Annotated in this window: 21 protein-coding genes; 10 read left to right on the top strand and 11 right to left on the bottom strand. The window is 63.2% G+C overall.

What is annotated here, in order from left to right; genetic code table 11:
• The first annotated feature begins 54 nt into the window (after positions 1 to 54).
• The 4 genes from G3O01_RS02750 to G3O01_RS02735 all read left to right on the top strand — a co-directional run bounded on the left by G3O01_RS02750 (position 55) and on the right by G3O01_RS02735 (position 2,905).
• Positions 55 to 462 (top strand): response regulator transcription factor, encoded by a 408-nt coding sequence (locus G3O01_RS02750; protein ID WP_205802894.1) that lies wholly within the window; start codon positions 55 to 57, stop codon positions 460 to 462.
• Between the two features lie 70 nt (positions 463 to 532).
• Positions 533 to 1,279 carry a fumarate/nitrate reduction transcriptional regulator Fnr gene (gene fnr / locus G3O01_RS02745; RefSeq protein WP_241023625.1) on the top strand — a complete coding sequence of 249 codons (747 nt, stop codon included), beginning with the start codon at positions 533 to 535 and terminating at the stop codon, positions 1,277 to 1,279.
• Between the two features lie 47 nt (positions 1,280 to 1,326).
• Positions 1,327 to 2,358 carry a nitroreductase family protein gene (locus tag G3O01_RS02740; protein WP_205802892.1) on the top strand — a complete coding sequence of 344 codons (1,032 nt, stop codon included), beginning with the start codon at positions 1,327 to 1,329 and terminating at the stop codon, positions 2,356 to 2,358.
• Positions 2,359 to 2,536: 178 nt separating this feature from the next.
• Positions 2,537 to 2,905: a DUF3564 family protein gene (locus G3O01_RS02735; RefSeq protein ID WP_205802891.1), complete on the top strand. Its 369-nt coding sequence runs from the start codon at positions 2,537 to 2,539 to the stop codon at positions 2,903 to 2,905.
• Positions 2,906 to 2,921: 16 nt separating this feature from the next.
• Here the strand turns inward: G3O01_RS02735 and G3O01_RS02730 are convergent, their stop codons facing one another.
• Positions 2,922 to 3,239: a hypothetical protein gene (locus G3O01_RS02730; RefSeq protein ID WP_205803092.1), complete on the bottom strand. Its 318-nt coding sequence runs from the start codon at positions 3,237 to 3,239 to the stop codon at positions 2,922 to 2,924.
• A 224-nt stretch (positions 3,240 to 3,463) separates the two neighbouring features.
• Between G3O01_RS02730 and G3O01_RS02725 the strand changes: the two genes are divergently transcribed.
• Positions 3,464 to 4,564: a sensor histidine kinase gene (locus G3O01_RS02725; RefSeq protein ID WP_205802890.1), complete on the top strand. Its 1,101-nt coding sequence runs from the start codon at positions 3,464 to 3,466 to the stop codon at positions 4,562 to 4,564.
• A gap of 18 nt (positions 4,565 to 4,582) precedes the next feature.
• Here G3O01_RS02725 and G3O01_RS02720 read toward each other — a convergent pair whose 3' ends face one another.
• Complete coding sequence (locus G3O01_RS02720) at positions 4,583 to 6,355, bottom strand: SulP family inorganic anion transporter (protein WP_205802889.1); 1,773 nt, start codon at positions 6,353 to 6,355, stop codon at positions 4,583 to 4,585.
• A gap of 145 nt (positions 6,356 to 6,500) precedes the next feature.
• The gene (locus G3O01_RS02715; RefSeq protein ID WP_205803090.1) at positions 6,501 to 8,159 is read right to left on the bottom strand and encodes an AMP-binding protein; all 1,659 of its coding nucleotides are present in this window, start codon (positions 8,157 to 8,159) and stop codon (positions 6,501 to 6,503) included.
• Positions 8,160 to 8,436: 277 nt separating this feature from the next.
• On the opposite strand from G3O01_RS02715, the gene G3O01_RS02710 reads away from it, so the two are divergent.
• Positions 8,437 to 9,552: an AraC family transcriptional regulator gene (locus tag G3O01_RS02710; protein WP_205802888.1), complete on the top strand. Its 1,116-nt coding sequence runs from the start codon at positions 8,437 to 8,439 to the stop codon at positions 9,550 to 9,552.
• A 167-nt stretch (positions 9,553 to 9,719) separates the two neighbouring features.
• Positions 9,720 to 10,655: a histone deacetylase family protein gene (locus G3O01_RS02705; RefSeq protein WP_205802887.1), complete on the top strand. Its 936-nt coding sequence runs from the start codon at positions 9,720 to 9,722 to the stop codon at positions 10,653 to 10,655.
• Between the two features lie 68 nt (positions 10,656 to 10,723).
• Here G3O01_RS02705 and G3O01_RS02700 read toward each other — a convergent pair whose 3' ends face one another.
• The 8 genes from G3O01_RS02700 to G3O01_RS02665 all read right to left on the bottom strand — a co-directional run bounded on the left by G3O01_RS02700 (position 10,724) and on the right by G3O01_RS02665 (position 17,978).
• Positions 10,724 to 11,119, bottom strand: a complete 396-nt coding sequence (locus G3O01_RS02700; protein ID WP_205802886.1) for a 2-oxoglutarate dehydrogenase — start codon at positions 11,117 to 11,119, stop codon at positions 10,724 to 10,726.
• A gap of 76 nt (positions 11,120 to 11,195) precedes the next feature.
• Positions 11,196 to 13,013: a peptidase S10 gene (locus tag G3O01_RS02695; protein WP_205802885.1), complete on the bottom strand. Its 1,818-nt coding sequence runs from the start codon at positions 13,011 to 13,013 to the stop codon at positions 11,196 to 11,198.
• A gap of 469 nt (positions 13,014 to 13,482) precedes the next feature.
• Complete coding sequence (locus tag G3O01_RS02690) at positions 13,483 to 14,142, bottom strand: ankyrin repeat domain-containing protein (RefSeq protein ID WP_205802884.1); 660 nt, start codon at positions 14,140 to 14,142, stop codon at positions 13,483 to 13,485.
• Between the two features lie 24 nt (positions 14,143 to 14,166).
• The gene (locus tag G3O01_RS02685) at positions 14,167 to 14,706 is read right to left on the bottom strand and encodes a c-type cytochrome (protein ID WP_241023566.1); all 540 of its coding nucleotides are present in this window, start codon (positions 14,704 to 14,706) and stop codon (positions 14,167 to 14,169) included.
• Between the two features lie 92 nt (positions 14,707 to 14,798).
• Positions 14,799 to 16,532 (bottom strand): PQQ-binding-like beta-propeller repeat protein, encoded by a 1,734-nt coding sequence (locus tag G3O01_RS02680; protein WP_205802882.1) that lies wholly within the window; start codon positions 16,530 to 16,532, stop codon positions 14,799 to 14,801.
• A gap of 428 nt (positions 16,533 to 16,960) precedes the next feature.
• The gene (locus tag G3O01_RS02675) at positions 16,961 to 17,239 is read right to left on the bottom strand and encodes a hypothetical protein (RefSeq protein ID WP_205803123.1); all 279 of its coding nucleotides are present in this window, start codon (positions 17,237 to 17,239) and stop codon (positions 16,961 to 16,963) included.
• Between the two features lie 57 nt (positions 17,240 to 17,296).
• Entirely contained in the window at positions 17,297 to 17,692 is a 396-nt protein-coding gene (locus G3O01_RS02670; RefSeq protein ID WP_205802881.1) for a carboxymuconolactone decarboxylase family protein, read from the bottom strand.
• A gap of 121 nt (positions 17,693 to 17,813) precedes the next feature.
• Positions 17,814 to 17,978 (bottom strand): hypothetical protein, encoded by a 165-nt coding sequence (locus tag G3O01_RS02665; RefSeq protein WP_205802880.1) that lies wholly within the window; start codon positions 17,976 to 17,978, stop codon positions 17,814 to 17,816.
• A gap of 485 nt (positions 17,979 to 18,463) precedes the next feature.
• On the opposite strand from G3O01_RS02665, the gene G3O01_RS02660 reads away from it, so the two are divergent.
• The 3 genes from G3O01_RS02660 (at position 18,464) to G3O01_RS02650 (ending at position 20,642) form a co-directional block, all read left to right on the top strand.
• Positions 18,464 to 18,682 carry a hypothetical protein gene (locus G3O01_RS02660; protein WP_205802879.1) on the top strand — a complete coding sequence of 73 codons (219 nt, stop codon included), beginning with the start codon at positions 18,464 to 18,466 and terminating at the stop codon, positions 18,680 to 18,682.
• Complete coding sequence (locus tag G3O01_RS02655; RefSeq protein WP_205802878.1) at positions 18,679 to 19,845, top strand: porin; 1,167 nt, start codon at positions 18,679 to 18,681, stop codon at positions 19,843 to 19,845. Before G3O01_RS02660 ends, G3O01_RS02655 begins: the two co-directional genes overlap by 4 nt.
• A gap of 113 nt (positions 19,846 to 19,958) precedes the next feature.
• The gene (locus G3O01_RS02650) at positions 19,959 to 20,642 is read left to right on the top strand and encodes an HAD family phosphatase (protein WP_205802877.1); all 684 of its coding nucleotides are present in this window, start codon (positions 19,959 to 19,961) and stop codon (positions 20,640 to 20,642) included.
• Positions 20,643 to 20,664: the final 22 nt, after the last annotated feature.

The raw sequence follows: 20,664 nt of genomic DNA, 5'->3' as shown, positions 1-20,664 counted from the left end.
CGTTTCCATCCCGTCCTATACATTTTTGAGATACGGCCGCCGATACTGCTGGACATGGATACCGCCATGCCAGCCCTCGCCGCCAAGGTCTATCTCGTCGACGCAGCCGTCGAAGTGAGACGCCGGCTCGCGCGTCTGCTCGACGCGATTGCGGGCGTAGAGATTGCCGGGGAAGCCGAAGATGGCGACGCGGCGCTGGCGGGTATCCGCGCGTCTGAAGCGGACATCGTCGTGCTCGATCTGCGTCTCGCGGACGGCAACGGCCTCGAACTGATCAGCACGCTGTCCCGCCTGCATCCGGCCGTCGTCAAGATCGTGCTGACCAACCACATCGCGCGTGCGTTCCGCGACGCTTGCCAGGCGGCGGGCGCCGATTTCTTCTTCGACAAGACATCTGAATTCGATGCAGCCTGCCGCACCATTGCAGGCATTGCCGAGGCGCAACGCGCGCCCCGAGCCTGAACAGGAGCCGATCATGCTTGCCGCAAGTCCCTCCGCAACCGTATCCGGCAGCGAGCCTCAGACCCTGCGTATGGGCCGCGTGGTGCCGATTCACCCCGTGTCGCGAGCCGAAGCGCCACAGCAACGCGCCCAGCGCGCGCCGCGTTGTTCCGCCTGCGCGATGCGCGCGCTGTGCATTCCCGCCGACCTGAGCGCGCAGGAACTGGCGAGGCTCGACGAGATCATCTGCTCGACGCGCTCCGTCAGGCGCGGCGACACGCTCTACCGCGCGGGCGACGCCTTCCAGAGCATCTACGCGGTGCGCGCGGGCTCGTTCAAGACCATCGTGATGCATCGCGACGGCCGCGAGCATGTGACCGGCTTCCAGATCGCCGGCGAGGCGCTGGGACTCGACGGCGTCGGCGCGGCGCATCACAACTGCGACGCAATCGCGCTCGAAGACAGCGTGGTCTGCATCATCCCGTTTGCGCAACTGGAAGCCGTGTGCCGCGAACTGAAGCCGATGCAGCATCACATCTATCAGATGATGAGCAGCGAGATCGTGCGCGAGTCCAGCCAGATGATGCTGCTCGGCACGATGACCGCCGAGCAGCGCGTGGCGACGTTTCTGCTGAATCTGTCGCGGCGCTTCAAGGCGCGCGGCTTTTCCGCCGCCGAATTCAATCTGCGCATGACGCGTGAAGAGATCGGCTGCTATCTCGGCATGAAGCTCGAAACCGTGAGCCGCATGTTCTCGAAGTTCCAGCGCGAACGGCTCGTGGATGCAAACGGCAAGACGATCCGTATCGTCGATCCTGAGGGTCTCGCGCGGGTATAGCGCGGGTCTACAGCGCACGCTTCGCCCGGATCGGGAGAGAGGCCCAGATGGTTCACGCTACGCCGCCTTCCGCGTGGGAGATCGACGCAACGCAGTTCGACCCTGCCGCGCCGCTCGCCGAACAATTGCGCTTTGCGCTGCGTTACGCGGTGCTCGCGCCCTCCAGCCACAACACGCAGCCGTGGCGCTTTCTGATCGACGGCGACACGGTGCAGGTGTGCGCGGACCGGTTGCGCGCGCTGCCCGTCGTCGATCCGTTCGATCGCGAACTGCTGATGAGCTGCGGCGCCGCGCTCTTCAATCTGCGCGTCGCGCTGAGCCACTTCGGGCTCGCCTATGCGATCGCGCTGTTTCCATCGGAAGCCGATCCCGACGTCGTCGCGCTGGTGCGGGTATCGCGCCACGGTCATGGCGACGCCACCATCGCGCCGCTGTTCGACGCGATCACGCAGCGTGCAACCACGCGCGCACCCTTCGCCGACGAACCCGTTCCCGAGGCCGTGCGACAAAGGTTGATCGACGCCTGCGAAGCGGAAGGCGCGCTCGCCGCGTGCCTGCATGCGCGCACCGACCGCCAGGCGGTCGCGCATCTGGTGGCGGAAGCGGACCATACCCAGTTTGCCGACCCACGCTTCCGGCGCGAACTCGCGGCATGGATTCATCCGCGCCGCCACGACGACGGGATGCCCGCCTACGGTGCGGCCGTGAGCGGCCTGCTCGATTTCGCGGTGCCGCTCGTCTCCGCCGTGGTGCGCGTGTTCGACGCAGGCGCTGGGGTGCCGGCGACGCATCGGCATCTGGTCGACGGCTCGCCGCTGATCGTCGGCATCGCGACCCTGCGCAACGATCGCGAAGCGTGGCTTGCCGCCGGGCAGGCGCTGGAGCGCATGCTGCTGGTCGCGGTGGGAGAAGGCCTGACGGCCTCGTACCTGAACCAGCCGATCGAAGTGACGACGCTGCGCGTGCAGATCAGCGGCCTGCTGCACCTCGACGCGACGCCGCAACTGCTGTTGCGCGTCGGGCGAGGCCCGCGCACCGCACATGCGGGAAGACGACCGCTGTCGGACGTGATCGCCTGACGTGCTCGTCCAACCGCGCGGCTGCCGCACTTTGCCGCATGTCGATGTCGGCAGCGATTGACGTGCCTCAATTTTTAGCAACGGACACACGGTAGATTGAATGCATGAGCCGCGCCGACGCGACGTAACGCGCCGCGCGCATGCCGCCCTTGCCCGTCTGCCAGAAAAGGAGCCGTCGATGAGAATCACCCTCCACCTCGATACGTTCGAATGCGCCGAGCCGTCCGTCTACGCGATTCTCTGGCTCGACCGCGACGCGCGCAAATGGTCGCGCGAAGGTCACGCCGTGATCGACCTGCCCGAATGGGGAACGCTCGCGCTATCGCACGAGTGCACGCGCGTTCTGGACGCCACGGACGGGGATGCGCGCTGCGAATTGCAGGGCCTTGATCTGCTTGCCGTGGATGGACCATTCGAGGGCGAATCGGGCCGTGTGCTCTGGCATTGCGGCGCGGATCGCGCGCCCGTTGTCGGGCAATGGCATGTGCAGTGGATCGACGATACCGATTGCGCGCCGGAACACGGCGTCTTCGCCGACGAATTCTGAACCAGTCGCCCGGCCGTCAGCGGCTGCGTGCTGAGATGAACGCCGCTGTCTGCAAAGTACGTTCGGCGGCGTCGAATGCACAGCGCACGGCCTCTTCCGCATTCTCCGAGGCGTGGCGGCCGATCGGCTGCAGTTCGTGCGTCGCCGTCACAAGGTCGAGGCGCACATCGTAGAGCGGCTGACCCGAGCGCAGACGCAGCGCTTCAATCGCCAGATGGCAGTCCGACAGCAACGCGCCGAAACGCTGCAGGCGCACCAGTTGCGTCGCCGCTTCCGCTTCGAGCAACGCCGTCGCGCTGCAGCCCAGATAGTCGATCTGCATGCCGATGCCCACCATCGCCTCCCGTTGCTGGCTTTTTCATCCGATGCGTAGAGCAAGTCTCGCGCGGGTCCGTACCATCAGCGTACCGATCCACGCGGCGACCCGCTTGACCCACATCAACGCGCACGGGCTTCGGCTCGCCGCCTCGCGCGACATCCGTACGGGCGGCAAACTGGAACAAGCGTGGGTGAACTGATATAAATCAGCTTTCCTCTCGTCCACCGCCGGGAACCACGATGGCCACATCGGGCAATGAGCCGTCCCGCAGCGACCAGGCTGCGTCCATATCGGATGCGCCATTCGAAGACCGCTATTTCCTGCTGATCGAAGCGGTTCAGGATTACGCGATCTTCATGCTCGATCCCGCGGGCAACGTCGCAAGCTGGAATTCGGGCGCGCAGCGCATCAAGGGCTATACGCACGACGAGATCGTCGGCCGTCATTTTTCGACCTTCTATACCCCGGAAGACATCGCCGCCGGCAAGCCCACGCGCGAACTGGAAATCGCCGCGACCGAAGGACGCGTCGAGGACGAAGGCTGGCGGGTGCGGCGCGACGGATCGCGGTTCTGGGCCAATGTCGCCATTTCCGCCGTGCGCGACGCGGGCGGCAGGTTGCTCGGCTTCGCGAAGGTCACGCGCGACATGACCGACCGCATGCGGCTCGCGGAACTCGAACGCGCGAGCGAAGTGGCGGCGCAAGTGCAGATCACGCGCGAAAACGAGCAGAAGCGCATTGCGCGCGAATTGCATGACGATCTCGGACAGCAACTGACCGCGCTGAAAATGAGCGTCGCGCTGATGGAAGCAACGCTGGCCACGAAGACGGAAACGGCACCGCTCGTGCCGCAAACGCGCGCGCTGCAAAAGGAGATCGACGCGATGGCGATGTCGCTGCGCCGCATCGCCTCCGACCTGCGCCCGCCGCTGCTCGACGACCTGGGCCTCACGGCCGCGCTCGAATGGCTCGCCGAAGACTTCACGCGCCGTTACGGTGTCGTGGCAACCGTGCATATCGACGCGGACGACCCGCACTTCAACGAATTCGCGTCCACCAACCTGTTTCGTATCGTGCAGGAAGCGCTGACCAATGTCGTGCGGCACGCGGGCGCGAGCCGCGTGCGCATCGAGCTGGCCTGCACGCGCGATCTCGTCACGCTCGATATCGAGGACAACGGCGTCGGCGCGACGCTGAATCTGCCTGCGGGCAGCGCGTCGTTCGGGCTGCTTGGCATCCGCGAGCGCATCAGGCAGCTTCAGGGCACCGTGTCGTTCGCCAGTTCGCCGGGCGAAGGTTTTCACATTTCGATCAGCGTGCCGGTTGCTGCCGTGCAGTGAACGCGCGGCCTTGAAGCGTCACGCGGGCTTGCCTTCGTCTTCCCAGTCGCGCCACTCGACATCGTGGTGCTCCAGATACGCATCCACGGCCACGCCGAGCGTCGGGAAGAAATGTTGTTCACCCATCGCGTCGAACAGGCCGTAGCGCCGCAGCATGTCCTTGACGGGCCCTTTCATCTCGGCGAAACAGAGTTCGATGTGCCGCTCGCGCAGGCTCGCATGAAAGTCGCGCAGAATCTCGCTGGCCGTGACGTCGACGTCCGTGATCGGCTCGGCGGCCACGACGACCCAGCTCGCAGGCGTGGCCGCCGTCCCGATTGCGCGCTGCACGTGGTCGCGGAAAATCTCCGCATTCGCGAAGAACAGCGGCGCATCCCAGCGATACAGCACCAGCCCCGGAATGGTCCGCGCGTCGGGATGCCGCGTGATGTCGTGGTAGCCCTTGCGTCCGTAGACGCGGCCGAGCACGGCGTCGTAAGGCCGCCACGCGCGCCACACGAAGGCCATCAGCGCCAGCCCCACGGCGATGAAGATGCCCTGGATCGGACCGATCAGCGCGACGCCCGCAAAGCACACCATCGACTGCACGAACTCGCTGCGGCGCAGGCGCAGCAGGCGGAACACGTCGCGCCACTCGAACAGCCCGAAGCCTGCCGCGACGACCACGGCACCCAGCGCGGCGGCGGGCAGCGTGCGCAGCAGCGTCGGCGCGAAGATCAGCAACGCGGCGACACACAACGCGGCGGCGATGCCGGTCAACTGCGTCTTCGCACCCGCCGATTCGGCGACAGGCGTGCGCGACGAACTGCTCGTGACGGGAAAGCCCTGGAATAGTCCCACCGCGATATTGGCGATGCCGAGCGCGACCAGTTCCTGATCGCGGTCGACATGCTCGCCGCTGCGCTCCGCGAACACGCGCGACAGCACGCTGATATCGGCGAGCGCGATCAGCCCGATGGCAATCGCACCGGGCACGAGCGCCAAGATCTGATCGAACGAAATGATGGGGAAAGACGGCATCGGCAAGCCTTGCGGCACGTCGCCGACCACGGCTACGCCCGCTTGCCGGTGCAGGTCGAGCAGCGCGACGGCAAGCGTCGCGCCGACCACCGCGACGAGTATTCCCGGCACGGCGGGCAGCCAGCGCTTGCACGCGACAATCACCGCCAGGCACGCGCCGCCGATCAGACACGTCACTTCGTTGAGCTTGCCGTCGAACACGCCGCGCACGAGGCCGCCCGCTTCCTGCAGCAGGTTGCTGCCCTCGACATCGAAGCCGAGCAGCTTCGGCGCCTGGCTGATGATGACCGTCAGCGCGACGCCGTTCAGATAGCCCTGACGAATCGGCTTCGACAGCAGATCGGTGAGAAAGCCGAGGCGGCACACGCCGACCGCAATGCAGAACACGCCCGACAGAACGGCGAGCATGCCCGCCAGCGCCAGCATCTGTTCAGGGCGGCCGCCCGCCATCGGCAGCACGATCGACGCGATCAGCGCGGCCAGCGCCGAGTCGGGTCCGAGCACGAGAATGCGGCTCGGACCGAACGCCGCATACGCGACCATGGCCGCGATCGTCGCATAGAGGCCCGTGATGGCCGGCAGGCGCGCGGCTTCCGCATAACCGAGCCCGGCAGGCACGAGCACCGTGGTGAGCACGGCGCCCGCGATCAGATCGTGCGACAGCCATGCGCGCTGATACTTACGCAGTGCGGCGATACCGGGTACACGGCGCAGCAACGGATTGACGCGGCCGCCGCCGGCAGGGTCGCGATCGCTGGTCACTCGGCTCATCGCTCACCCTCGCGAGTAAAGGAGCGCTTCACGTCGAACGCGTGGCTCCGTGACGCGGATCGCGTCGCGGCCACAGCCTGTCACATGAGCGAGCTTATGCCCGTAACCGGTTAAACGGCAAACGGCTGGCGCGAGTTTCAGTTCATCAATCGACGCGACGCAATTCTCGGCGAAGAATCTTGCCGACCGTCGACTTCGGCAGTGCATCGACGAAATGAACCACTTTCGGCACCTTGTACGCCGCCATGCTCGCGCGGCAATGGGCGATCAGCGCTTCCTGCGTGACGTCGGCGCCCGGCGCCGCGACTACGAAGAGCCGCAGCGCTTCGCCCGTCTTCTCGTCCGGCACGCCGATGCACGCACATTCGGCGACGCCGGCAAACGCCGTTGCGACGGCTTCCACTTCGTTGGGATACACGTTGAAGCCGGACACGATCACCATGTCCTTCTTGCGATCGACGATCTTCAGAAAGCCCTTGTCGTCGAACACGCCGATATCGCCGGTGCGGAAGTAGCCGTCCGCCGTGAACGCGCGCGCGTTCGCCTCGGGTTGCTGCCAGTAGCCGCGCATCACTTGCGGGCCCTTGACGCAGATCTCGCCCGGCTCGCCGACGGCCGCTTCGCGGTTGTCGTCGTCGAGCAGTTTGACGTCGGTGGATGGGACGGGCAGACCCGTGTTGCCCGTGAATTCGTCGATGAACTGCGGGTTGAACGACACCACCGGCGACGTCTCCGACAGGCCATAGCCTTCGCGGATGAAGCTGCCCGTCACGGACTTCCAGCGCGCCGAGACGATATCGATCACGGCCGCACCGCCGCCCGCCGACAGCTTCAGCCGCGACCAGTCCACTTCCGTGAGACGCGGATGCGCGGCGAGCCCCGCATACAGCGTGTTGACGCCGACGAAGATGGTGGGACGCGCGGCCTTCAGCACGTCGATGAACGGATCGATGTCGCGCGGATTGGCGACCAGCCAGTTCTCCGCGCCAACCGAGAAGTACGTGAGGAAGTTCACCGTCAGCGCGAAGATGTGATACAGCGGAATCGCCGTGACGACGACCTCGACGCCTGGCCGCAGCGAATCGGGCATGAAGGCCTTGAACTGTTCGATGTTCGCGACCAGGTTGCGATGCGACAGCGCCGCGCCCTTCGACAGCCCCGTCGTGCCGCCCGTGTATTGCAGAAAGAGCAGATCGTCGCCGGTGACGTCGACGGGATCGGCTGTGAGCTTTTCGCCCTGCGCGATGGCTTGCGGCAGCGTGATCGTGGCACGCAGCGCCGGGTCGACGGCGGGTCCGGGAAGCACTGCGCCGCTGCCATCGCACGCGCCTGCCGTGATCACCGTTTGGATCTTCGTGCGGCCGGCCACTTCGGCAAGCGTGCGCGTGGAGCCGTCGAACACCACGATGGTTTCGACGCCCGCGTCGTTCAGTTGATGCTCGAGTTCGCGCGCCGTGTACAAAGGATTCACGTTGACCTGCACCGCGCCAATCTTCGCAATCGCTATGAACGCGATCGGAAACGCCAGCAGGTTCGGCAGCATCACGGCCACGCGGTCGCCCTTGCGCACGCCCGCCACCTTCTGCAGATATGCGGCGAATGCCGACGACAGCCGGTCGATGTCCGCATAGGTCAACGTCTGACCGAACGCGCGAAACGCGGGCCTTGCCGCGTATTCGCGCATCGCATCGCCGAGCAATGCATTGATGGATGGATATCGATCGGCATCGATCTCCGCCGCGATTGCGCCATACGACGCGAGCCAGTGGCGGCGGGTCGCGCGGCGCTCCCTGGATGAACTCATGCAAGGGCGGGCGCTGAATCGGATGTCGTCCACGGTGTCTCCTGATCGATCTTTTATGCAGATGTAACTATCGCAAGCGGATTTGCTGTTGCAAATGATCGATGCGGCCGAATTGGTGATCGTAACGGACAAGCTGTGCGTGTCGCCCTGAGCGTACGGTCGCGCTCAGGTGCAGACAGACGGGCCAGAATAAGGGTGAACCCTATGGCAACCGGAGGCTTTCCGGCGCAAAATTCCGCGCACGCAACTGGTATCGATTCGGACACAGGACTCATTCATGCAACACCGCGCGCTCGCCGATGCGACGCCCAACCCGCCGCGAGACGAGCCTGTCACGCACGCGCCAACGGAAATCGGTTGGGGCGAAAGGCGCTTTGCTCCGTCCAAGCTCGTCGCGCTGCTCGAGGTGACGTCGGAAGCCGGTATCGACGCGAAGGCCGTTCTCGCGGACACCGAACTCGACGTCGAAGCGGTCGGCAATCCGTTTACGCTGACTTCGTCGCTGCAATTCCTCACTGCCGCCCGCAATGCCGTCCGGCTGTGCGACGCGCCGGACCTCGGCGTGCGTGTCGGCTGCCGCCTGCATGCGTCGAGCTATGGCATGTACGGCTATGCGCTGCTGTGTTCGGAAGCCCTCTCGAAGACCTTCGACACCGCCGTCAAATATCACCAGCTCGCCAACGGGATGCTCGATATCCGCTGGATCGAACATGACGATGCCGCTTCGTGGATTTTCCCGAATCGCGACGAAGTGCGCCTGCCTGAGATCGGCGAGCCGTTGTACCACTTTCTGATCGACCTGCAGTTTGCTGTGCACGTCACCGTCATCAAGGACGTGATGGGCGCGTGGTGCGTCCCCGCGCGCGCGATGTTCACGCAGGAACCGCCGCCCCATGCGGCGCTGCTCGCCGATGTGCTCGAATGTCCGCTTGCGTTCGGGCAGCCGCAGAATCTGTTGAGCTACCCTGCCGCGTGGCTGTCGCGCGCGCCGCAGCTTGCCAATCCGATTACCGCTGCGCAGGTCTCGACGCAGTGCGCGCGGCTCGTCGAACAGTTTCGCTGGCATGCGGGCGTCACGCGGCGCGTCTATCAGGAACTGACGCGCACGCCCGGCAAGTTCCCGGATATCGAACAGATCGCCGAGAGCCTGTGCATGACGTCGCGCACGTTGCGCCGCAAGCTCGAGGCGGAAGGCGCGTCGTACAGCGAACTGTTGACGGGCGTGCGCAAGGCGCTGGCGATGGACTATCTGAGCACGACGGCGCTGAGCATCGACGACATCGCGCTGACGCTCGGCTTCAGCGACGCGGTGAGTTTTCGTCACGCGTTCAAGCGCTGGACCGGGAAAACGCCAAACGAAGTGCGGCGCGATCGCGGCGTCGCGCTTCCATAAACGAATGTCTATAGCCTGCCAAAGTTTCTTTGATTGTTCGGCGCAAAAGCCGCGACCTTACACTTGATCACTACACTGGAGCCGCTGGCGCTGCAAGGCGCGTGCCCCACCTTCGAAAACATCCACGCCAAGGAGACGATGCCTTTCTTCAAGGGCATCAGTACCTCATGCCGCCCACTCTCGTCTACACGCACGACGCCTGCCTGAATCACAAGCCCGGCCCGCATCATCCCGAATCGCCGGAGCGGCTCAAGACCGTGCTGCAAGCACTGCGCGCGCCGGAATTCGCCGCGCTCGAATGGCGCGACGCGCCGATGGGCACGCTGGAACAGGTGCAACTGATCCACGTGCAGGACTTCATCGACGAAGTGGCGGAGATTGCGCCGAGCCATGGCTATATGCCGCTCGATGGCGGTGACACCATCATGTCGCCGGGTTCGTGGGAAGCGGTGATGCGCTGCGTGGGCGCCGCATGCGCGGGCGTCGATGCCGTACTCAACGACGACGCGCGCAACGTGTTCTGCGCGACGCGTCCCTGCGGGCATCACGCGGAACCCGGCAAGGCGATGGGCTTTTGCATCTTCAATCAGGCGGCCATCGCGGCCGCTTACGCCTACGACGTGCACAAGCTGGAGCGCGTGGCTGTCGTCGATTTCGACGTGCATCACGGCAACGGCACGCAGGCGGCGTTCTATGACCGGCCCGAACTGTTCTATGCATCGAGCCATCAATCACCGCTCTATCCCGGCACGGGCAAGGCGGCGGAAACGGGCGTCAGCCACAATATTCTCAACGTGCCGCTGCCGCCCGGCTGCGATTCGGACCTGTTCCGCTCGCGCATCGAGGCCGACATGCTGCCTGCCTTGCGTGAGTTCAACCCCGAACTGATCATCATTTCAGCGGGCTTCGATGCCCATCGTCTCGATCCCCTCGCCGCGCTGCGGCTCGACGACGACGACTTTCACTGGATCACGCAAGAACTGGTGCAGATCGCTGAAGAGACGTGCAAGGGGCGCATCGTGTCGATACTCGAAGGCGGGTACAGCATGGAAGGTCTCGCGGGCGGCACGCGCGCGCATATGCGCGCGTTGCTGGGGGTGTAAGACGCGGAACACTCTTTTTTCCCGCGCATCGGCGACCACCGATGCGCGGGCTTGATTTACGACCCTTGTCACTGCCCTTGTTGCTTCTGCAAATACTGCTTCACATCGCTTAACGACACTCTGCCCGAACGCGCGGTGTCGATCTGATCGAAATGCTGTGCGATAAAACCCAGCCCGCTGCTCTGCGCCTGTGCTTTGGTAACAGACGCGCCATTGCTCAATACCGAATTGCCGCCCATACGCGCGTCGATACGCTGCTGCGCCTGCTGCTGCAATTGCGTGCCCGTGGATGGCATGACCGCAGCCGCGCGCTTGCTCGGGAAAAACGGACCGTCGACGCCGTGATTGCCCTTCGGCAACGTCACAGGCGCGACAGCCTGGGTCGCCGCCTGCGCACTGCCCATCACTGCACCGAGCGTCACGACGACGGGAACAATGCGCAATAACCTGGTGATTGGAGACATGATCACTCGCCCTGAATAGATGAGCCGGAGATCCCCGCATCGCACCGCGATACGCGGGGATCTGTTCCATTGAAACTTATTGCGTCGCCGCAGCCTGAGCGGTCGCCGTTGGCGTGCCGGCCGGGGCTTCGTCGCGCCACGGCGCAGGCAAGGTCCACAGCGACAGCGCGAGCGGAATCGGCTGCCCGCGATAGTAGTCGACCAGATCGCTCTTCATCTTCGGACGCGCGACATCGTCCAGATAGATCATGTGCCCGCCCTGGAAGAAGTTCACCTGCAGGTTCGGGTTCAGCCGGGGCACCGTTTGCAGACGTGCCAGCTGCTTTTCCGTCGTGAAGAACGGCGTGGCGAGATCGTGATAGCCGTTCTCCGCCAGCACCTTGAGCTTCGGATTGAGCTGGATCGCGCCAAGCAGATCAGGCAAGGTGTCGGGCAGCGCCTGGCCGTCGTGCGAGAAGTCCCACACTTCGATGATCTCGTCGTTCAACGGCTGGTACGTCGCGTTCGGCGCAGTGTAGCCGAGATAGTCCGGCATCTGCGTGGCGAGCGCTGTCGTGAACGGCTGCGAGATCAGGATGTCCGACGGGTCGCCGTCCGTCTGCAGACGCGGGTCCGAATTGGGCAACACCACACGTCCGTCGTAACGGCCGATCGTCGAACCCGGAATCAGCGCGAGGTTGAACGAGTTGGGATCGAAGTAAGCCTGCAGCGCATGCAGCGTGAGACTCGACGGCCACTCCCATGACTGCAAGGTGCGCGTCGCCGGGTACACGGGCGGGTCGAAGTAACCGGGCAGTCCGAACTGGCTCAGCGTCCAGGTCTCCGCGTACTGCTGGAAGTGGTTGTACTGGCCGGTCGCGAAGATTTCCGATTGCAGCGCGAACAGTCCCTGGTCGAGCAGCGGCGGCGACACCTGCCGGAAGTACGCCGCGACCTCCGCATAGCCGGGGTAATAGCCGGCGAGCGTATCCGTGTCGAGTACGAGTCCTTCCTTCGTGCCGAAAATCGCCGTTGCTTCGATCGAATCGGCGAAGTAGTTGAGAATCGACGACTGCAGCACGATGCCCGTCAGCGGAACGCCTGCGGTTTCCAGCGCCAGCGCGAGCATGTCGGTGCGCGGTGTGCCATATGACTCGCCGTACAGGTAGAGCGGCGAGCCGCCGCGATTGTTGGCGGCCAGATAGCGGATGATGAAATCGCGCATGATGTCGACGTCGGAATCGCAGCCCCAGAACTGCTGGTTCGTGAAAGGCAGGATCGCTTCCGAGAGCCCCGTGCCGGGAGGATCGATGAACACCATGTCGGTGGTGTCGATCAGGCTCTCCGCGTTATCGACGAGCGGATAGTTCGGCCAGTTGGTCAGCAACGGGTCGGGCGTCGCGACACGCGTCGGTGCGAATGAGCCGAGCCGCAGCCAGATCGACGACGAACCGGGACCGCCGTTATAGACGAAGGTCAACGGACGCGGCTTGCCGTTCGAGCCAGGCGCCGTGTAGGCCACGTAGGACATGGTGGCTTCCGGTTTGCCACTTGCGTCGGCGGCCGTCAGGTGGCCTGTCGTCGTGGTGTAGTTGATCGTCGTTTTGCCGGACTTCCACTGGTAATGCATCACGGCTGCCTTCTCCGCGACCTGCGATGCGGCAAGGCCGTCGTTCGCATGCGGCGAATAGGGAATCGGGTCGGTGTACGGCTGGTTGGCCGCCTGCGGTTGCGCCTGCTGCTGCGCGAGCGCTTGCGGCGACGCCTGGCTCATCGCGCTAGCGGCCGACGAAGCGGGATTGCCATCGCCTCCGCCGCATCCCGCGAGAACCAGCATCGCGATCGACATCGCGCAAGGCGCGGCGAGCCGCCCCAGACGCCGGCGACTGTCCCTCGTGCTACGGTCTGGTTTCATTTCTGTCCCTGTGATAATAAGTTGCCGCTACACAAAGGCCGCCCTCGCCGGTGAGGCGCAATAGGAAACAGACAGCGGTGCAGAACTCGTCGGCACACAAAGCGGCTGACATTAAACTTTCTAATTTCTAACAGTCTTGATACAGATTACTTAATTTTCTAATTATTCGGATGCCTAATTACATAATCAGAAACGATACCGGTAACTTGTACTGACTCTTTAGCGTTTTCCGTTCGAGAAAGATTTGGTAATGATCGGTGGCAGAGGAAAAATAGGAGGTCGCGCAGGGCTTTGTCAAGGCGCGTTTTTACTTGCTATGCGGGGTGCATAGGTTCGGAAATTGCAGATACAACTATTGAAAAAATCGTATTGAAATCGGCTAAATATTTTATTGTTCAATTAATATCGCCGAATTGAATAATCGGTTGTTCATTCGACACAATCGGAAATCGAATCAACCGAAACCGGTTTAATGCGCGGACAACAGATTTGCTACCTGATTCGATTGAGTCTGCGCGGCGATGTCCTTTGCCGTCATGCCGCGGTTATCCTTGAGCGACTCGTCGGCACCACGCGAAAGCAGCAGCTTCACTGTGTCCGCGCGATCGTATCCGGCTGCCCACATCAGCGCAGTGAGATCGTTCTTGTAGCGGCGGTTCACGTCGACGCCCGCATCGAGCAACTGCCTCACCACTTGCGTTTGGCCCTGCCCTGCCGCGTATTCCATTGCCGTCTTGCCGACGCGATCCGTCGCGAGCGGATCCGCGCCGCGAGTGAGCAGCAACGCAACGATGCTGTCATAGCCGCCGTACGCCGCCGCCATCAATGGCGTTACACCGGATGCATTTGCATGCTTCACGTTCGCGCCGTGCTCGACCAGCACGCGCGCGATATCGGCATCGCCTTTCTTGCTTGCGGTCAGCAGCGGCGTATCGCCGATCCTCGTCATTGAATCAACGGCTGCGCCGCGATCGAGCGCGGCGAGCACGCTCGCGCGGTCACTGTCTTTTGCGGCGGCGAGCAGCGTACGGTTGATCTCGCCCGCGTCCTGGGCGGTCGCAGGAAGCGCGGCCGATAACGCGCAGGCCGTCAGCAATGCAGTCGCAAGATACCGCACAGCACGTTCCATTTCGCCTCCCTGGCGCAAGCGCGGCTACTGCAGATTCGCAACGTAACTCGCGAGATTGCGGATGTCGTCATCAGTCAGATTGCGCGCGACGCTGCCCATGTTGCCCGCATCGTTGGTGCGCGTGCGCGAACGGAAGTCCTGCAGCTGCTTGACGATGTACTGATAGTGCTGCCCCGCGACGCGCGGAATTTCGTTCTGCCCGGAGAAGTTGCCGAGATGACACATCGTGCAAAGCTCCGCGGCCGACTTCTTGCGCCCCGCTTCAACTGCGACACTATCCGCCTTGAAATCGATGGGTACGGGCTTTTGCGCGGCGAAGTAATCGGCGAGATCCTGCATGTCGTCTTTCGACAGGTTCGCCGCCATCGGCGACATGCGCGGGTCTTTGCGACGTCCTTCCTTGAAGTCCTTCAATTGCAGGTACATGTAGCGCGCGGTCTGCCCCGCCAGCACGGGATATTGCGGATCGGTCGAATTGCCCATCGGTCCGTGACAGGCAACGCAGGTCTGCGCTTTGGTCTTGCCTGCATCGGCGTCGGCACGCGCATAACTTGCAGGCAACATGCACGCAGCGGCACACAAGAGAACCGCGCAGGCGCGCGCGATACTCTGCGACGCGTGCTGCGCGGTGAGTGATGACGTCGTAGCGCGCGTCATCACGGCAGCGCGAAGACGAGAACCGTGTTGCCGCGTTTGAAGTCCAGTTGCGTATTGCCGCCCGCCGCAACGGCCACATATTGCTTGCCATGCACGCTATATGACACGGCTGGCGCATTCACGCCCGCGCCGCACTGGAACTCCCAGAGCTTCTTGCCCGTCGATGCATCGAATGCGCGGAACAGCCCGTTGCCTTCGCCGTTGAACACGAGCCCGCCTGCCGTCACCAGCACGCCGCCGATCAACGGTTGCGCCGTCTTGTAGTCCCACGCGATCTTGCCCGTATCCACGTTGACCGCCGACAGCTTGCCCCATTGCTCTTCGGACGGAATGACCTTGAACGCGCCGCCGAGCCACAGCTTGCTGCCGCCGGGATACGGCGCGTCCGTGACCTGATACGTCATCGGCTGATGCAGGTTGGCCGCGTACGCGAGGCGCGTCTGCGGATCGAAGGCCATTGGCGACCATTCGACACCGCCATTCGCGCCCGGCAGCATCCGCGCGCCCTCGGCTGTCGGCAATGTCCACATGTTTTCCTGCGGAATCATCGCCTGCGAGAAGCGGATCAGCCGGCCCGTCGCGCGGTCATGCACGTAGATGTGCCCTGTCTTGCCGCCGTGGATCACGCCCGGAATCATCTTGCCGTTCGTGTCGCGCACGTCGATCAGGATGGGCGGGCTGACGGCATCGAGGTCCCACACGTCATGCGGCACGTACTGGGAGTGCCATTTGTACTTGCCCGTATCCAGATCGATCGCAACGAGCGAGTCCGTATAGAGGTTGTCGCCGGGACGAATCGCGCCATACAGATCGGGCGACGGATTGCCGACCACGAAGAACACCGTGTGCGTCTTGCGATCGACAGCAGGTGTCATCCACACACCGCCGCCGAGCGTCTTGTAGAAGTCGCCGCCCTTGTCCGCGAGCTGTTTCTTCTCCGCGGCGATATCGCGCTTCTCGTCCCGGCCTGTCGCGTCTTTGGTTGCCCACACACCTTCCTGGCCTGTATCGGGAATCGTATAGAAGGTCCACAGCAACTGGCCGGAGTTCGCATCGAACGCCTTCACGAAGCCGCGAATGCCGTATTCGCCGCCATTCGTGCCGATCAGCACCTTGCCGTCCACGACCGTCGGCGCCATGGTTTCGGAGTAGCCTTCGTCAGGATCGGCGATCTTGGTCTCCCACACCACGTTGCCCGTCTTCGCGTCGAGCGCAACCAGTTTCGAATCGAGCGTGCCCATGAACAGGCGGTCGCCCGAAATCGCCACGCCACGATTGTTGGGCCCGCAACAGAAGGTCGTGACGGGGCCCATCTTGTGCTTGTAGTGCCAGAATTCCTTGCCCGTCACGGCATCGACGGCATAGACGTGATTGAACGAGGTCGTGATGAACATCACGCCGTTCGACACGATAGGCGCCGTTTCCATCGACTCGTTGACAGCCGTCTGAAAGATAAACACGGGCCTGAGCTTCGCCACGTTGCTCCGGTTGATCTGGGAGCCCGGATAGAAGCGCGTCTGCGCGTACGATCCGTTCGAATGCAACCAGTCTGATGAGTTGCTAGCGGCGCCGTCCAGCTTGGCCTGACTGACGGGTGTGAGCGTCGAAGGCATCGGCGACGAGGTGGTAGTGGACGTGTTCTGCACTTCGTCGGCGCCGCGTGAAGTGGGCGATGCGAGCGCGGCGACCAGCAGAGGAATGAAGACGGCGAGGTACCGCGGGGATGGTGTCATGAGCGTCTCCTCCGCTTTTTATTGCTCGAGAATGCGGGCGCGGGAGTGCGGCATCCGTCCCCGCGCAACATCGCGTGGACTGGCACAGGCGCGCCCCCTCTCAAACAACAAAAGCTTGAATTTGAAACCTGTTGATTGCTTCGTCGGGACGGGTCGGCTGCGCAAATGCGGGGAGAGCCAAACACCTTCGCTCTCGCCCTGTGGGCCGGCTCAATTAAGCGTAGACGAAGCCATGCCGATTTGCCAGGCACACGGGAGCGCATTGGCACGACGTTGCCGCGCAAATGAAGGTTAATTCACGTATGAGGATTGATCACCGCTCGCCATGCTTCGACGAGCGGACCGGCGTAGTACCGGCTTTATGACGTCCCTTTGGCAAAGGCGTTTTGTGCATTGCATCGAATGAATCGATGCCTGATTGCAGCGCGCTAGTTATAGCCGAGAATCGCGACGGCTCTTACATGCGCGTGTTCCGTGCCGTTCGCTGCGAGCCGTGCGAGCGGCGCACTCTGCAAGGCGCGAAACGTCGAATGAGCCGGCGGTTCACGCTTGTCTGCGTTGCGCGCCGATACAACGACGGGTAAGTGAACATCGAGCATGTCGATGTAGCCGGAGAAGCACGTGCCTTGGACGGCATGGCGCCTTTTCGTTTCTATCGAATGATCGTCTTCGGACTGTGCGATGTCGGTCGCAATGCGCGTTTTCATCGGTATATCCAATCCACGTCGTTGTCGGTACCGCGCGGTGTGTGTCAACCCACTGCGTCAAACCGCCGATGTCTCCGCTTCGTATGCCTTGATCGCATCCGATGCAACGCGAAACGCCGCCAATGCCAGCGGCGCGCCGCAGTACACAGCAGCCTGCATCAGCACCGCGCGGATTTCTTCCGTCGTCACGCCGTTGCGCAGTGCGCCCTTTACGTGCAGCGCCAGTTCGTGATGCTGGCTCATCGCCGTGAGCATGCCGAGGTTGAGCATGCTGCGTGTCTTGAACGACAGCGTCGTGTCGCCCCAGATGTCACCCCAGCAGCATTCGGTGACGAACTTCTGCATCGGCCGGTTGAAGTCGTCGGCGTTCGCCCACGACTTCTCTACATGCCCCGCGCCGAGCACTTCCTTGCGGTTCTCAAAGCCGTTGTCGAAACGATCGTTGCTATCCATCGTAAGTTCCTCTAAGTGAATCTGTCCGTTTGGTTGCTCGCGCGTGACGACGTCCCGTCCCGATTCGATGAAACAACACTCGAAACGCGCAGAATTAATTGGGCTATGGCGGTGGGTTCTTCTAGTCCGTGTCGCCCGCCACGCCCCGGGGATCTTCGTCGATGCCCTTCAGGATCAGAGGCTGCATGCGTTCGAACTGGTTGCGGTCGGTGGGCGTGCCGGCTTGCGTGGTCACGTCGACGCTGGCCGCTGCCACGAGACCGGCTCGCACGCGCGCGACGTTCACTTCGAATTCGGAAGCGCGAACGCGATACCGAAGGAATTGGGATACCGGCCGGCCGTAATCGGGCCTGGCAGACGCCAAAGGAAGGCGGAAAGTGAAAGTCTGTCCGGACGCGCACCGATGCTCGTCTCCATCTGCATTTGCCTGTCTCCGCGATTTGATGTGCTTGTACTGACGGCCTTCGCGCTCGATGAGCGCCACCGTCCGGCTCACGGGTATGATTATATTCCCGTCATACAATCCGTCAAGAAGACGATTCAGAATAAGTGGACGGAAGTATGTGAAACTTTTGTGGACAAAAGACTACAAGTCACCTCGTACATGTTTACTGGTCGCTAACATCTCGTTATATTCCCGCCATCACAACGGTGTCGCCGAACCCCGGTCCGGCGGCGCTTCAGGCAGTTCACCCGCTCCACGACAGCCGGCAGACAGGTTCTGACCTGCATCGCGGGAGCAAGCGTCAACGCTCGTGCACGACAGCGCACATGAACCGCGGCGCCAGCAACACACGCGGCTGCCTCACGGCCAGCCGCGCCAGCAGGAATACACCGGCATTGAAAAGCGAAATCGTGCGCCCACGCATGAGGCCCCTGCTCGATTCGACGTTTCGTGCCGCCCTCAGCAGTACGTTTTCATCACTGTGCTGTGTGCCCGCCGCCAACGGGCACGCGCGCATTCACTACAAACAAGAAGGAACAGAATGAAAAAGACCATCCTCGCCGCAGCGGCTCTCGGGAGTTTCAGCCTTGCAGCGCACGCGCAAAGCAGCGTCACGCTGTACGGCCTGCTCGACGCCGGTGTCACGTACGCAAACAAGGTGGCGACTTCGACGGGTCATGACAGCCTCGTCAAATACGGCGACGGCGTCGCGTCGGGCAGCCGTTGGGGCCTGCGCGGGACGGAAGACCTGGGCGGCGGCCTGAAGGCGATCTTCGTGCTCGAAAGCGGCTTCAGCACGGGCGACGGCACGTCGGGCCAGGGCGGCGCGCTGTTCGGCCGTCAGGCATTCGTGGGTCTCGCGAAGGACGGCATCGGTTCGGTGACGTTCGGCCGCCAGTATTCGTTCTCGACCGACTACATCGGCGCGAACTACACGATGGGCAGCCAGACGCCTGCCGGCAACTACGCATACCACATCAACGATCTCGACCAGTTGACGTCGAGCCGTATCAACAATGCAGTCAAGTTCAGCAGCGCGAACTTCGCGGGCCTGACGTTCGGCGCGATGTACGGCTTCTCGAACTCGACGCAGTTCGCCGGCACGCCGACCACGACGGCAGGCACGACGACCACGCAAGGTTCGTCGAGCACGTACAGCTTCGGCGCGAACTACGCGAACGGTCCGTTCGGAATCGGCGCGGCGTACACGAACATCCGCTTCCCGAATGGCGCAACGCCGGCATTCAGCGTGAGCATCGCGAACGTCAACACGCTCGGCCTGCGTGACCTCGAAACGTTCGGCGTCGGCGCGCGTTACGCGATCGCTTCGGGCCTCGTGTTCGCGAACTGGACGCACACGAAGTTCGAGCCGCTGACGGGCGAATCGTCGAAGCTGAACAACTACGAAATCGGCGGCCGCTGGGGCTTCACGCCGGCACTGTCGGCAGGTCTGGGCTACACGTTCTCGAAGCTCGACGACCGCTTCGAAGGCAAGTGGCATCAGATCAACAGCTCGGTCGACTACGCGCTGTCCAAGCGCACCGATGTCTACCTGCTGGGCATCTATCAGAAGGCATCGGGCAGCAACGTCGTCGCTGGCCGCAACGTGCCGGTGCAGGCGGAAATCGGCTCGTCGTCGTCGTTCATCGGCAATGCGGGTGCGAACACGCAGTTCGTGACGCGCGTCGGTGTGCGCCACCGCTTCTGATCGTTTGATCGCTGCATAGTGGCCGCCGCGCCGACGGCGCGCGGCCACTTTAGAGCAGACAGCGCCGAGTCGCGATAACCTTACGGGTTTTGACCGACTCTCAAAGGACCGCGATGTCTGCTCTTCCCTTCGACGCCGTGTTATTCGACTGCGACGGCGTACTCGTCGATTCGGAAACGATCACCAATACCGTGCTGTCAGCCATGCTCGGCGAACTGGGCTGGCATCTCAGCGTCGACGAAGCGATGTCGATTTTCGTCGGCAAGACGGTGATGGACGAAGCGCCGCTGATCGAAGAGAAAACGGGTTTCCGCATCACGCCCGCGTGGCTCGAAACCTTCCGTGAGCGCCGCAATGCCGCGCTCGAACGCGACGTGACGGCAATCGACGGTATCGTCGAAACGGTTGCCGCATTGCATGCGCGACTGGATGGAAAGATCGCCGTTGCATCCGGCGCGGACCGCATCAAGGTGCGCCTGCAACTGGCCAAGATCGGCGTGCTCGACTACTTCGAAGGACGCATCTTCAGCGGCCATGAGACGCCGCGCAACAAACCTCACCCCGACGTTTATCTCGCCGCAGCTGAAGGGCTGGGCGTCGATCCTGCGCGCTGTGCAGTGGTCGAAGACACCGTCACGGGCGCCACGGCGGGACGCGCAGCAGGCGCGACCGTGTTCGGCTACAGCCCCAGCGAAAAAGGCCATAGCTCGAAAGCGGCATTGAGAAGCGTCGGCGTCGCCGACGTGTTCGAAGAGATGGCGCATTTGCCCGCGCTGCTGGCAGGCTGGCAACGCTGAACCTCACTGCGGCGCGCGAGCG

The organism is Burkholderia sp. Ac-20365 (assembly GCF_017104715.1).
Taxonomy (GTDB): Bacteria; Pseudomonadota; Gammaproteobacteria; order Burkholderiales; family Burkholderiaceae; genus Paraburkholderia.
The sequence above is the reverse complement of the archived record's forward strand: the minus strand, read 5'-3'. Positions and strand labels throughout refer to the sequence as shown.

Excerpts from the sequence above, each read along its gene's own strand:
- G3O01_RS02750 (WP_205802894.1), top strand. The coding sequence starts at position 55 with ATGGATACCGCCATGCCAGCCCTCGCCGCCAAGGTCTATCTCGTCGAC.
- fnr (WP_241023625.1), top strand. The coding sequence starts at position 533 with ATGGGCCGCGTGGTGCCGATTCACCCCGTGTCGCGAGCCGAAGCGCCA.
- G3O01_RS02740 (WP_205802892.1), top strand. The coding sequence starts at position 1,327 with ATGGTTCACGCTACGCCGCCTTCCGCGTGGGAGATCGACGCAACGCAG.
- G3O01_RS02735 (WP_205802891.1), top strand. The coding sequence starts at position 2,537 with ATGAGAATCACCCTCCACCTCGATACGTTCGAATGCGCCGAGCCGTCC.
- G3O01_RS02725 (WP_205802890.1), top strand. The coding sequence starts at position 3,464 with ATGGCCACATCGGGCAATGAGCCGTCCCGCAGCGACCAGGCTGCGTCC.
- G3O01_RS02720 (WP_205802889.1), bottom strand. The coding sequence starts at position 6,355 with ATGAGCCGAGTGACCAGCGATCGCGACCCTGCCGGCGGCGGCCGCGTC.
- G3O01_RS02715 (WP_205803090.1), bottom strand. The coding sequence starts at position 8,159 with ATGAGTTCATCCAGGGAGCGCCGCGCGACCCGCCGCCACTGGCTCGCG.
- G3O01_RS02710 (WP_205802888.1), top strand. The coding sequence starts at position 8,437 with ATGCAACACCGCGCGCTCGCCGATGCGACGCCCAACCCGCCGCGAGAC.
- G3O01_RS02705 (WP_205802887.1), top strand. The coding sequence starts at position 9,720 with ATGCCGCCCACTCTCGTCTACACGCACGACGCCTGCCTGAATCACAAG.
- G3O01_RS02700 (WP_205802886.1), bottom strand. The coding sequence starts at position 11,119 with ATGTCTCCAATCACCAGGTTATTGCGCATTGTTCCCGTCGTCGTGACG.
- G3O01_RS02695 (WP_205802885.1), bottom strand. The coding sequence starts at position 13,013 with ATGAAACCAGACCGTAGCACGAGGGACAGTCGCCGGCGTCTGGGGCGG.
- G3O01_RS02690 (WP_205802884.1), bottom strand. The coding sequence starts at position 14,142 with ATGGAACGTGCTGTGCGGTATCTTGCGACTGCATTGCTGACGGCCTGC.
- G3O01_RS02685 (WP_241023566.1), bottom strand. The coding sequence starts at position 14,706 with ATGTTGCCTGCAAGTTATGCGCGTGCCGACGCCGATGCAGGCAAGACC.
- G3O01_RS02680 (WP_205802882.1), bottom strand. The coding sequence starts at position 16,532 with ATGACACCATCCCCGCGGTACCTCGCCGTCTTCATTCCTCTGCTGGTC.
- G3O01_RS02675 (WP_205803123.1), bottom strand. The coding sequence starts at position 17,239 with ATGAAAACGCGCATTGCGACCGACATCGCACAGTCCGAAGACGATCAT.
- G3O01_RS02670 (WP_205802881.1), bottom strand. The coding sequence starts at position 17,692 with ATGGATAGCAACGATCGTTTCGACAACGGCTTTGAGAACCGCAAGGAA.
- G3O01_RS02660 (WP_205802879.1), top strand. The coding sequence starts at position 18,464 with ATGAACCGCGGCGCCAGCAACACACGCGGCTGCCTCACGGCCAGCCGC.
- G3O01_RS02655 (WP_205802878.1), top strand. The coding sequence starts at position 18,679 with ATGAAAAAGACCATCCTCGCCGCAGCGGCTCTCGGGAGTTTCAGCCTT.
- G3O01_RS02650 (WP_205802877.1), top strand. The coding sequence starts at position 19,959 with ATGTCTGCTCTTCCCTTCGACGCCGTGTTATTCGACTGCGACGGCGTA.